Source organism: Rossellomorea sp. SC111, assembly GCF_024733565.1.
Taxonomy (GTDB): Bacteria; Bacillota; Bacilli; order Bacillales; family Bacillaceae_B; genus Rossellomorea.
Genome location: NZ_JANIOC010000007.1, coordinates 229,948 through 242,411, shown reverse-complemented (window position 1 = coordinate 242,411; position 12,464 = coordinate 229,948). Strand labels below are relative to the sequence as shown.

Annotated in this window: 11 protein-coding genes and 1 riboswitch; of the genes, 9 read left to right on the top strand and 2 right to left on the bottom strand. The window is 44.4% G+C overall.

What is annotated here, in order from left to right; all coding sequences use genetic code 11:
* Positions 1–391, bottom strand: a 391-nt coding sequence (locus tag NQ095_RS11455) for a hypothetical protein (RefSeq protein ID WP_258263597.1), incomplete at its 3' end; no start/stop codon positions are given.
* A gap of 384 nt (positions 392–775) precedes the next feature.
* On the opposite strand from NQ095_RS11455, the gene NQ095_RS11450 reads away from it, so the two are divergent.
* Positions 776–904 carry a YflJ family protein gene (locus NQ095_RS11450; RefSeq protein ID WP_258263596.1) on the top strand — a complete coding sequence of 43 codons (129 nt, stop codon included), beginning with the start codon at positions 776–778 and terminating at the stop codon, positions 902–904.
* Positions 905–967: 63 nt separating this feature from the next.
* Here the strand turns inward: NQ095_RS11450 and NQ095_RS11445 are convergent, their stop codons facing one another.
* Positions 968–2,794 carry a solute:sodium symporter family transporter gene (locus NQ095_RS11445; protein WP_258263594.1) on the bottom strand — a complete coding sequence of 609 codons (1,827 nt, stop codon included), beginning with the start codon at positions 2,792–2,794 and terminating at the stop codon, positions 968–970.
* A gap of 192 nt (positions 2,795–2,986) precedes the next feature.
* A riboswitch (purine riboswitch) is annotated at positions 2,987–3,088 on the top strand.
* 146 nt (positions 3,089–3,234) lie between these two features.
* Here NQ095_RS11445 and NQ095_RS11440 point away from each other — a divergent pair.
* The 8 genes from NQ095_RS11440 (at position 3,235) to NQ095_RS11405 (ending at position 12,452) form a co-directional block, all read left to right on the top strand.
* A complete protein-coding gene (locus tag NQ095_RS11440; protein ID WP_258263593.1) occupies positions 3,235–4,428 on the top strand; it encodes a NupC/NupG family nucleoside CNT transporter in 1,194 nt (397 codons plus the stop codon).
* 92 nt (positions 4,429–4,520) lie between these two features.
* Positions 4,521–5,024 carry an acyl-CoA thioesterase gene (locus NQ095_RS11435; RefSeq protein WP_258263617.1) on the top strand — a complete coding sequence of 168 codons (504 nt, stop codon included), beginning with the start codon at positions 4,521–4,523 and terminating at the stop codon, positions 5,022–5,024.
* A 289-nt stretch (positions 5,025–5,313) separates the two neighbouring features.
* Positions 5,314–6,291 (top strand): BMP family lipoprotein, encoded by a 978-nt coding sequence (locus NQ095_RS11430; RefSeq protein ID WP_258263592.1) that lies wholly within the window; start codon positions 5,314–5,316, stop codon positions 6,289–6,291.
* 21 nt (positions 6,292–6,312) lie between these two features.
* Positions 6,313–7,971 (top strand): methyl-accepting chemotaxis protein, encoded by a 1,659-nt coding sequence (locus NQ095_RS11425; RefSeq protein WP_258263591.1) that lies wholly within the window; start codon positions 6,313–6,315, stop codon positions 7,969–7,971.
* A gap of 494 nt (positions 7,972–8,465) precedes the next feature.
* On the top strand, positions 8,466–9,470 hold the full coding sequence (gene mreBH, locus NQ095_RS11420) for a rod-share determining protein MreBH (RefSeq protein WP_034761217.1): 1,005 nt from the start codon (positions 8,466–8,468) through the stop codon (positions 9,468–9,470).
* 188 nt (positions 9,471–9,658) lie between these two features.
* The gene (locus NQ095_RS11415) at positions 9,659–10,222 is read left to right on the top strand and encodes an RNA polymerase sigma factor (RefSeq protein WP_258263589.1); all 564 of its coding nucleotides are present in this window, start codon (positions 9,659–9,661) and stop codon (positions 10,220–10,222) included.
* A complete protein-coding gene (locus NQ095_RS11410; RefSeq protein WP_258263588.1) occupies positions 10,219–10,935 on the top strand; it encodes an anti-sigma factor in 717 nt (238 codons plus the stop codon). The genes NQ095_RS11415 and NQ095_RS11410 overlap by 4 nt, the downstream gene beginning before the upstream one ends.
* 164 nt (positions 10,936–11,099) lie before the next feature.
* A complete protein-coding gene (locus tag NQ095_RS11405) occupies positions 11,100–12,452 on the top strand; it encodes a copper amine oxidase (RefSeq protein ID WP_258263587.1) in 1,353 nt (450 codons plus the stop codon).
* Positions 12,453–12,464: the final 12 nt, after the last annotated feature.

Sequence of the window (12,464 nt, the reverse complement as noted above, 5' to 3'; positions counted from 1 at the left end):
CCGCTTCCGCTACAGGAGCCGCTGAGTCCCCTGCGATATCTGTAACTGGCTTTGTCGCTTGTTCAACGGTTTTATTCGCTGTGTTTCCGACGGTCTTTGTTGCAGCGTTCACTATACCTGTAACCGATTCAGTCGTCTCATCGACCGTGTCTGTCACCGAATCAACCGTATTGGAAAGGATATTTCCTTTCGACTGCTGACCATCCTCAGATGACTTGTCCTTCTCCTCGTCAGGAGCGGACACGGCTTTATTCACGGTCGTTGTCGCGTGGTCAGTGACAGCGTTGACTCCATCTGTCACATTGGAGAGAAGTCCTCCCTCTGCTGAAGCAAAGGATGGAATACTGATGACTCCAAGAAAAAGCAAAGCCTGAATTAGGCGTTTTTGCACTGCGTCTTGTCACCTCCTTCCGATTCAAATAGCGGACACTGAATTGTTTTTTTGGGGTGGTGCTGTATCTGTTGTACCTGCTACAAAAAGCATGAATTGTACCAGGTACAATTTGCGATCATCCCAACAGAAACCCCTCCTGCATCCGATTTTCACAAAGCTAACGAAGTCGGTTCATTTTTGGATCACTTTTATTATAAAAAAATTAATTTTCTCCTGAAAAATTTTCAGAAAAGGATGAATCCGAAAAATTTCGTTTACCCCCTTTCACCATAAAAAGTGAGATGTTACAATGTACAACCGTAAGCAATCTTAACGTAGCTCATGTAAAGAGCTAGTCGGAGATTCCAATCAATACTACGCAAAGAAAGGATGTTTATTTCAATGCATATCGGAAGCAAAGGCTGGTACGTAGAAGAACTAAAAAAAGCGGGGGTACGCCGCCACGAAGAACGCAAAGTAGAATCCTACAAAAAACACGTCCTGGCAAACCTGCTAGAACGCACAAGATAAAATGAGAGGGACGGACCTCTATTCCTATGACCAGGTCATAGGAATGAAGGTCCGTCCCTTTTTTTATTTCAGCAATTTGGTTGAGTAGATGGCGTTCAGATCTGGTTGAATGGAGTATTTTTTTGTCCGATTCAGTTTGTAGGTTTTGTTTTTGAGTAAATAGGTTCTGTATTTTTGGTTCCAGCTTTTCATTGACCAGACTATGAGTGCTGCCGTCATGAGGACCAGTCCTCCGGTAGCTGGCCAGAAATAAGGTGAAATGACAGCTGATTCATATGCAAGACCAATAGGTGAGAAGATGAAATACGTCAGTACGACCGAAGCCATCAGGACGATGGATAATGGAATGCTGTATTTCCATGGCATCATGTCCACTCTCGGATTATAACGGTATTCGTACGGTTTCTTCATCGGTTTCCACCAGCCGATCACAAGCATCAGGGCCACTTCTGCTACAAAGAGAATCCCATAGATGTGAATGAAGTTGATATCGATGGTGTAGCCGAAAAGATGTCCCGTACCCCACACGAGCATATAATACGTGATGACATGAAGAATGATGACTGTTTTCGCTGCTAATGCCGGGATCCGCTTTGAAAATACGCCCACTAACAGGACCACGATGATCGGGATATTAAAGAATCCCGTGAATCGTCTGATCAAGTCCCATAATCCGTCCGTCGCGTTAATCAATAGCGGGGACACACACATGGATACTACGGCCAGGAGCGCTCCGAACCATTTACTGATCGTGATCAATTTCTGATCGCTCACCCCCGGATTGAACTGAGGCTTGTAAATATCAAGGGCAAAAAGCGTCGCTGCACTGTTCAGCAATGAATTAAAGGAGCTTAACACGGCTCCAAGCAACACAGCCAGGAAGAACCCTGTTAAATAAGGTGGCAGTACGGCGTTTATCAATGCTGGATATGCTAAGTCAACACTTTTCAAAGAATCACCATACAGATGGAATGCAATGACTCCTGGAAGCATCATCATAAAGGGAACGAGTAGTTTATAGAAACCTGAAATAATGACACCTTTCTGTCCCTCTGCTAAGTTTTTCGCTCCAAGCGTACGCTGAATCACATACTGATTGGAAGCCCAATAAAATAAGTTCGCAAAAAGCAGACCCGTAAAGATGGTTGAAAATGGGACGGAATCCGATGCCGACCCGATCGAATTCAGCTTTTCAGGATTCTTTGTCGCAATTTCCTTTACTCCTGAAAGGATGTTTCCTTCCCCCAGAGCATAGAATCCTAAAATCGGGACGAGAATCCCAATGATCAGTAACCCTACGCCATTCAGCGTATCAGAGATTGCCACAGCCTTCAGTCCGCCGAAAATAGCATAGATACTGCCGATGATCCCGATGGTCCATACAATCACCCAAATCGATTGAGTAAAGGATATTCCAAGCAGTTCAGGGACATCGAATAATTTCAAGACAGCAAGGGCCCCGGAATAGAGCATCGATGGAATCGTTACAAACACGTACCCTAGCATAAAGAGAATGGTCGTATATTGACGGACACCCTTGTCATAACGCTGGTTCAAAAATTCAGGCAGTGTAGTGAAGCTTCTCCCCAAATATTTCGGAAGCAAATACAGTGCCATGGTGATGATGGCGAAAGCAGCCGTCACTTCCCACGCCATATTTGACAGGTTCGCACGGAACGCCTGTCCATTCAGTCCGACCAGCTGCTCAGCCGATAGATTTGTGAGTAGCAGCGATCCGGCAATGAACGTTCCCGTCAGCCCCCTCCCTGCCAGGAAATAACCAGTGGAATCATTCAAAGATCCCTTTGTTTTTATGTATGAAACCCACGCAACCAATCCCATAAAAAAGACACAGGATAAAATTGTAAAAAACAAACCACTCTCAAACATCGATCCTCTTCCCTTCAAATTTATTACATGTGTTTGAAAAACTTCCCCAATTGCTATACTAGTAAACTATTATTATTGAGTTAATGTTAAAAATAGTAAAAATGCACCACCACGTTTTTCCACCAGATTCTTTTTGAAAAAATGGTTGTGGGGGGCTTTCTCCCTGTGATAAAGTAAAGAACATATTTTAAAAATAACTTCATACGAATTCCTTATATATCTATGGTGATATGGACCATAAGTCTCTACCTGGCAGCCGTAAAGTGCCGGACTATAAGGAAAGTCCATGCTATATACTGACTATAAGTGTATGGAGACTTTCCCTATGTTACTTAGAGATTGTCTTCATGCACTTTTTTATTTGCCTTCTCGAGAAGTCTGACATCATACGACATCAACGTGAGGATTCGATGAAGAACCTATTTTGGAGGATTGATAGTGTGAGTTTAGTATATGGCATCTTATCTTTACTTGGAGTTCTATTTCTCGCTTGGCTATTGAGCAGTAACCGCTCAGCCATCCAATGGCGGACGATCATCATCGGAATCTGCCTGGAATTTCTGCTTGTTCTTTTTGTATTGAAGGTTCCGTTTGGACAAACGGTCTTGAAGAAAGCCGCCCTCGGTGTCCAGAAAGTCATTGATTACAGCAATGAAGGAATCATGTTTGTGTTCGGGGGATTCTTTGAAAAAGGGACGAACATTTCCTTCGTGTTCGCCATCAATGTGTTAGGCGCCATCATCTTTATTTCAGCTTTGATCTCAGCTCTTTACTACTTACGGATCATCCCTTTTTTCGTGAAATATATCGGAATTGGACTCGGAAAAATCCTGGGTACGACAAAAGTTGAATCCTTTAACGCAATCGGGAATTCGTTTCTCGGGTTGGCGGAAGCTCCCCTGTTGATCAAGCCTTACTTAGTAAAATTGACACGCTCCGAGCTTTTTGCCGTCATGGTCGGGGGAACCGCTTCAGCGAGCGGTGCCATCCTGATCGGATACTCACTGATGGGAATCGATATGAAATTCCTTCTTCTGTCTGTATTCAGTGTTCCCATCGTATCCCTTGTCATCTCAAAGATCATCGAACCGGAAACCGAAGAATCCAAGACGAACGGAGATATTTCATTAGGAAAAACCACTCATACGAACGTGTTTGAAGCGATTTCCGAAGGCGCCCTGAGCGGAACTCAATTAGCGATTAACATCGGTGGATTACTGATTGCGTTCATCGGGATCCTAGCTGCTGTAAATGGGTTACTCGGTCTCGTCGATACAAGCCTTTCAACCGTATTCGGGTACGTCTTCTATCCACTTGCCCTACTCGTCGGCATACCGATGGATGAAGCATTCCGGGCAGCGTCCATCATCGGGACGAAGCTTTCTGTGAACGAGTTTGTAGCATACAAAGAACTTTCAGGAATGATGAGCGATCTCTCACCCAAGACTGTTGCGATCCTTTCAGTCGCTCTTTGTAATTTCGCCAATCTGTCTTCCATCGGACAGCTGATCGTCGGACTGGGTTCATTAGAGCCGACTCAACGGCCGATGGTATCGAAGTTAAGCTTGAAAGCCATCCTTGCAGGAACCCTGGCAAGCTTTATCACAGCCATCATCATTAGTATATTTCTATAATTTTTTGTCACATTTATGTTTCTCCCGGCACCATTTAGTGAATAGTATAAGGTAGTAATCTTTTTTCACATTGACAACGGAAGGTGAAACCATTGAGAGAAAAAAAGTTTATGAAAGAAACGAAAACAAGTAAAACGACCCACGTTCTTCCACCCGATACAAACCATCATGGTACGTTGTTCGGTGGAAAACTGATGGCCTATATAGACGACGTGGCCTCCATTGCCGCCACCCGTCACGCCCGCAAGCCCGTCGTAACGGCTTCCACGGATTCCGTCGATTTTCTTCAGCCCATTAAAGTCGGCGACGCTGTTACATTGGAAGCGATCGTCACCTACACCGGACGCAGTTCCATGGAAATTTGTGTGAAAGTGACCTCCGAAGTCCTTCTCACCGGAGAAACCAATGTGGCGGCCATTTCCTTCTTAACATTTGTGGCACTGGAAGGAAATAAGCCGGCGATCATCCCCGAAGTCGTGCCGGAAACAGAAGAAGAGAAATGGCTGAACGAAACAGCCCAAAATCGTGCCGAGCACCGTAAAGCACGCAAAAAACATAGTGAAGAGCTGGCGGAATTTTTCCGTAAAGCGTATTAGATGGTTGGAGATGCTTGTTGTAGAGCATCTCCTTTTTTTGATAAGTTGGCGTTCGCCGATATATTCGAATTTCGCCGATATCCCATCCGGCAACCTCCCCCACCGCTTCTGGGAAGAAGTCCACTCCAAATCCTACTATTCTTACCCCTCCGTAAATCAGACAATGCCCATTCCCGCTCCTCCACCTACTTTTTTCCACATCTCCTTTAAAAATAGGTCCGTCCCTCCGATAATACAGAGGTACGGACATGTAACATGTCTTATTATCACCATATTTGGAGGTTACGGTTTGAAGAATATAATCAGTATGTTTGTTCTTGTCATGCTTTTTGTGGCGGGGTGTTCAACGCCTATGACGGAAGAAACCAGCACAGAGAAACAACATAGTATCGGGATCCTGCTCTCAGACACAGGGCTTGGCGATGGTTCATTTAATGATTCTGCCTTCAGGGGGCTAGAACGTGCCCGTGACGAATTGGGTATTTTATTTGATTATAGAGAAGCACCGGACGGGGATTTCGAAGGAGCCCTTCAGGAACTGGTTGAACAGGATCATGATCTTGTGATCGGTCTTGGCTTTTCGATTCAGGATGCCCTTGAAAAGGTGGCAGCAGAAAATCCAGGTCAAAAGTTCCTATTGATAGACGGCTTTTCAGAAATGGATAATATTACGTCGATTACATTTAAAGAGCATGAAGGAAGTTTCCTTCTCGGTATGGTTGCCGCCATGAAATCCAAGACAGGCACGATCGGGTTCATCAGCGGAGCAGATGTACCGGTCATCGCGCGCTTTGAAAAAGGTTATATACAGGGTGCGAAATATATCAATCCTTCTATTAAAGTGTTAAAAGACAATGCTAATAATTTCGGTGACGCAGCACTGGGCAAAGAGATTGCAGAGAAACAAATGAAACAAGGCGCGGACTTTATTTACCCGGCTGCCGGTTTTACAGGAGTTGGGGCCATCCAGGCTGCTCAAAGTGCAGGTCATCTTTCTGGAGGAGTCGATTCAGATCAATATTTCATTGCCGAAAAATCTGTTGTCACTTCCATGGTCAAAAAAGTCGACAACGCTGTTTTTAATATTACAAACGAACTTATTTCCGACGGAAAAATCTCTCAGCACGCTTATGAACTCGGTCTTAAAGAAGACGGAGTCGGCCTTGCCCCGATCCGTGTCACCAGTCTGACTCCAGAAGAGACGAAGAAACTGGAAGACGCTAAAAGCAAGATCATCTCGGGAGATATCACGGTCACACTGCCATAAATTCAGCTAAGGAGCAAAGTCATGCCACTAAAAAAACGTTTACTGATCTTGGGGCTGATTCCCCTTGTCCTTTCGACCATTATTATCGGATATATCGTTTCTCAATTGATTTCCCTCCAGAATTCTGCAAAGGAAGATGTGCAGGTACTGCTCGAAACGGAAACATTACGAGGGGATCTCATCATTACGAAACAAGCCCTATCGAACTACTCAGTCAATTCGACGGAAGAAAATAAACAAATGGTAGAAAGTTTATTGAAAGAAACCACGGCTCAAATCACTGAGTTGAATAAACTCATTTCCGTTAAAGATCAAAAGGAGACCCTGTCTTCCATAGAGTCAAAATTCACCGAACTGAAGTCGGCTTCGGATTCCGCTCTCAGTGAAATGAACAAAGCAGAGATCAAACGTCAGTCGATACGTATTTCAGGGGTTCTGAACGATATGTATCTACTGAATAAACAAACAAATGATTGGTACCAGGGTTTATTAAAAGAGAACAAGAGTGAAATCCAGTTCATCGTCTGGGCTTCCATCATCGGTTTCGTCGTGACGATCTTCCTCTCTCTATTAGCATCAAACCTGCTTACAAGGAGAATCGTAAAGCCATTGAACCGAATGGTAGAAAACGCTGAAAAATTGGCCGACGGAGATTTGACGATCACAATCGACTCAGTTAAAGAGAAGAACAGCAGATTCGAAGTCGATAAGCTTCAAACGGCGTTTCATCTTATGGTCGAAAATCTTCGGAGAACGGTCCAATCCGTTCATGACATCGGATCCAATGTAGAAAAATTCACACAGGATGTCCGCTCTCAAATGTCGAATCTGACGGAAAGCAGCAACCAGGTGGCCCTTTCCACGGAGGAGCTCGCCAAAGGAAGCCAATCGATTTCTGAAGATATTCAATCCACCGCTTCCCTTATGGCTGTAATGGGTGATGACTTTGCCCGGAATGTCGAACAGAGTGCAGAATCTTCCGAGAGTAGCAAAGTCGCAATGAGATCTGTCAGAAACGGCCGAACTTCCTTAAATAAGCAGCAGGAATTTGCCGGGATGATTGCCGAATCTTCGTCCACTATCATGGACTCGGTTGAATCCTTCGCCCAATATACGGGGGAGATCGAGAATGCCGCACAGGCGGTCAGGGAAATTGCAGATCAAACGAATCTCCTTGCGTTGAATGCAGCGATCGAAGCCGCCCGGGCAGGAGACGCCGGGAAAGGATTCGCCGTTGTAGCCCAGGAAGTGCGGAAGCTTGCGGAAGACTCATCCGTTGCCACAGAGCGGATCGGCAGCATGGTAGGGAATATCCAACAGGGTATTCAGTCCATCATGGATGCTTCCCATAAAGGGAAAACCCTTTCCACCCAGCAGGTTGATTCTATGAGTGTGACGGAGCAGGCTTTTGAAGAAATCTCTGGAAATGTTTCTACTATATTCGATAATCTCGCCAAGCTCGAGAGCGGAATGCTTGCCTCTTCTGAGCGCACCAATCAAGTGATTGCCGCCATTGAAAACATTTCAGCCATCACGGAAGAAACCGCCGCCGGTACTGAAGAAATTTCTTCATCCACGGAAGAACAGCTTCGATACTTTGAACGTATGAATGAGCAAGTGGGCGAATTGAACAAGATGACGTCCGACATGAAGAAACAATTAGAGCGGTTTACGCTTTAATAGATTGAGAGGATGCCTTGTGATGGGGCATCCTCTCCTTTAATGATTAGAGAAAAACAATGGGAAATGGATGTTTCGCTGATATATGTGGAAAATCGCTGATAAAATAAGATTTTCGCTAATTTCCAGTTCCACGGTTACCCGATTGCCGGCTATTCGCCACCAACTCCCATTTTTCTACAATAACCTCACACCATTCCCCTATGCCTTCCCTCCCCGACTCCGTTTCACTAGTCAAAATCACCCCTATTATTATTACAGAACGTTTAAATTTTTTTAACGAACAAAAAGCGCAGGTCCGTCCCTATATACATATTGGGGTATGAAAAAAGGCTCTGTAGAAACGTTTTATTTTTTGAGGGACGCTTTCACATCTGTCATAGTTTGTAACAATTTGTCGGTGGTAAATATCTCCACCTTCATAACCCCCGAAAATCTCCTATACTGTATAGAAGGTTATACTGTGTAGAATTCTTATAGTTGGAGGAATACTGATGTTATCAAACTCTGAAATTGGGATCGATTTAGGAACTGCAAATATACTTGTTTATAGTAAAAATAAAGGAATTATACTTAATGAGCCATCTGTTGTGGCAATTGACACTGAAAACAAAACGGTATTGGCCGTTGGAACCGAAGCTAAAAGCATGATTGGGAAAACACCTGGAAAGATCGTGGCTGTTCGCCCTCTTAAAGATGGTGTGATCGCCGACTTTGATGTGACAACTGAAATGCTGAAGCAAGTAATGAAAAAAGCGAGTAAAAAACTGGGATTCTCAATCCGTAAGCCAACGGTTGTCGTATGTACGCCATCCGGTGCGACAAGTGTTGAAAGAAGAGCGATTCAGGATGCAGTAAGAGGAAGCGGTGCGAAATCCGTGACGCTAATCGAAGAACCTGTGGCTGCTGCCATCGGTGCTGACCTGCCTGTCGGTGAGCCTGTTGCCAACGTCATCGTTGATATCGGTGGTGGAACGACGGAAGTGGCGATCATCTCTTACGGTGGTGTCGTTTCCTGTAACACGATCCGTATCGGTGGAGATCAAATGGATGAAGATATCGTCCAGTACGTACGCAAACGTTACAATCTATTGATTGGTGAAAGAACGGCTGAATTGGTGAAAATCGAAGTAGGTCAGGCATTGATCGACCATGAGGAAAGAACGATGGATATCCGTGGACGTGACCTTGTCACAGGTCTTCCTAAAACGATTGAACTATCATCAAATGAAATTCAGGATGCATTGAAGGAATCCCTCCTTCACATCTTGGAAACGATTCGTGCGACATTGGAAAATTGTCCTCCAGAACTTAGTGGGGATATCGTTGATCGCGGTGTGATTCTGACTGGTGGCGGAGCATTATTAAACGGACTACAAGATTGGTTGAGCCAGGAAATCGTTGTACCTGTTCACTTAGCTCCTAACCCACTTGAATCAGTGGCAATAGGAACAGGACGTTCCCTATCCGTGATTCACAAACTGCAAAAAGTAAAATAAGCAGAAGAAATCCCCCATTCCTTTGGGGGATTTTTTTTTACCTAAAACAACCCATCTATTTACCCCACTAACATTTTTTCCAAACATTTGTGATCCAAATCCTTACTACCCTCGTTAGCTTATTAAAATTGAGTTCCGCTCCGTTGTTTAGTATTCTTATTTTATATGTCAAATATAAGGAGCGTACTATGCCCAATGACCGTCAGGATATAGAACTGTATCAACAAGTTTTAGCAAAAGATTCGACTGCATTACGACAGCTTTATCAGCAATATGAAAAACTGATCTATTCGTTCTCGTATAAAATGACTGGGGACCGTGAAATCGCAGAGGAAGTGATCCAGGAGGTTTTCATGAAGCTCTGGAAGAAGCACTCTCCATACGATCATAGTAAAGGAAAATTCTCATCATGGCTGTTAACGATGACGAGAAACACGTGCCTTGATTCGTTACGCAGACGCAAGAAACACGAGTCTGTTGAATATATAGAGAAGGATTCCCTTCAGGTGACCTATGAAACTCCCGCCGATCAACTGGAGTGGAAGGAAAAAGGGACCGCGATCAGGGACTGTATCCAATCATTGAAGGATGACCAGCAAAGAATCGTTCAATTATTCTATTTTAAAGGATTGACTCAACAATCCATCGCTGAGTCGACAGATACTCCTCTTGGAACAGTCAAAGGAAGAATTCGTTTAGCCCTGAAACATTTACACACGTGTCTAAAAGGGAAAGGAGGTACATTCGAATGACCACACAACAATGCGATCATTTACTGGATTACTACAACGGACATTTATCCCAACTCGAGAAAGCTCAATTTGAGAAACATCTGAAGAGCTGCTCCCAGTGTCAGGAGGAGCTTCATGAACTGGAGCAGTTAATAGATTTTATGCCTTTCGCATCTGATGTTGTCGAACCTCCTATGGACCTGGAAGACCGTGTGATGGCCGGCATTCTCGGAGAAGAGAAACGGACGGCAGACATAGAGCCAACATCCAAAAAGAAAAAGAAGGCATGGTTCCTCCCTTCTGTGGCGGCAGCATTAGCCCTATCTCTAATCGGCAATGCGTATCTGTTTACACAGCTTGAAGATCAGAATGAAGTCGTGGAACAGGCAACGATCGATCAGGTCGTACAATATGTGGATCTCGCTGCTGTGAATGGAAATGCCAAGGGAACCGCAAGCATCATCAAGCAGGGTGTACAAACAAGCATGGTCGTCCAGGCTTCTGAACTGCAGGATCTTTCAAATGAAGAAGTTTACCAGGTATGGCTCATTAAAGATGATAAACCTGAGCGCGCCGGAACTTTCGTCACGAGCAAGGACGGTAAAGGTTCGGTTGTCTTCAAATTCAATGAAGAGTTCACGAAGAAGGATTGGGATACGGTGGCGATCACCCTTGAACCCGATGCCAATAGTCAGCTTCCTCAGGGGGACATCGTGTTAGCTTCCGACATTTAAAAATAGTTTCACCCATTATTTTTCGTCCGGCAGTCCTTGACTGCCGGGCTTTTTTTGCTGATTAAAAAGAATAGAAGAGAAAGTTTTAATAAAAGTGATCCATCTCTTAACTTCTGTCGTTAGCTTTATGAAAATATAAAAAAACCAAAAGGAGAGATACCATTATGAAAATGAAAAAAAGTTATTTAGCCGTCCCATTAAGTATGACGTTATTGATTCCAACTGCAGGTGCAGTATCAGCACACAACGGTGAAGATCATTCTATGACGAAAGTGGATACGCCGGCCGGTGAATTAAGAACCTCACTGGATCGTTTACTTACTGAACATGCATACTTAGCCGTCGAAGCGATGAGACGCGGAGCAGAAGGCGCTGAAGATTTTGATGCGGCTGCCGGGGCTTTAAATGATAACGCAGCAGATTTAAAAGGCGCGATCGCCTCTGTTTATGGTGAAGAAGCAGGAAACCAGTTCAACACGATCTGGACCAATCATATCGGATACTTCGTTGATTATGTGAAAGCAACGGGCGCTGATGATCAGGCTGCAAAAGATGAAGCCCTTCAGAATCTATCAGGATACAAAGAAGAATTCTCTAATTTCCTTGAGACAGCAACGGGTGAACGATTGAAGTCGGATAGTTTGGCAGAAGGACTTCAAATGCATATCAATCAGCTCATCGGTGCCTTTGACAGTTATGTAGCAGGAGATTATGAAAAGGCTTACGAATATGAGCGTGAAGCGATCGGACATATGGCCATGGTATCCAAAGGATTATCCAGTGCCATCACAGATCAATATCCGGATAAATTCGAAAACACGATGGCTGTGACTCCTGCAACGGACTTACGATCAACACTTAACCATCTTTTAACAGAGCATGCTGCCCTTGCGACGATGGCGATGCAAAACGGGATCGACGGTTCTAAAGACTTCGATGCTTCCGTCAATGCCCTGAATGCCAATACGGAAGATCTTTCTGCAGCGATAGCTTCTGTTTATGGTGAAGAGGCAGGAAACCAATTCAAAGACATGTGGTCAAAACATATCGGATTCTTCGTTGATTATGTAAAGGCAACGGGTGCTGAAGATGAAGCCGCGAAAAAAGAAGCAATCAAGAATCTAGATGGCTACCGCGCCGAATTCTCTAAATTCCTTGAAACTGCTACAGACGGCCGTTTAGAATCAGATGCTCTTGCAGACGGCCTTCAAATGCACGTTGAACAACTGATTGGTGCTTTCGACAGCTATGCGGCTGGCGATTATGAAAAAGCGTGGGATGGAATCCGTATGGCATATGAGCATATGCTGAATCCTGCAAAAGGTTTATCAGGAGCTTTCGCGGATCAATTCCCTGACAAGTTCAAGGCCAACATGCCTTCAGAGATGCCAAACACTGGTATGGGCGGAACCGCTGACAACAACGAATTCCCATTCGAATACCTCCTTGCAGCCCTATTGATCATCGCGGGTGGTACAACCCTCGGAATGAAAAAATACGCTTCACACAAACAATAATCTTTAACATGA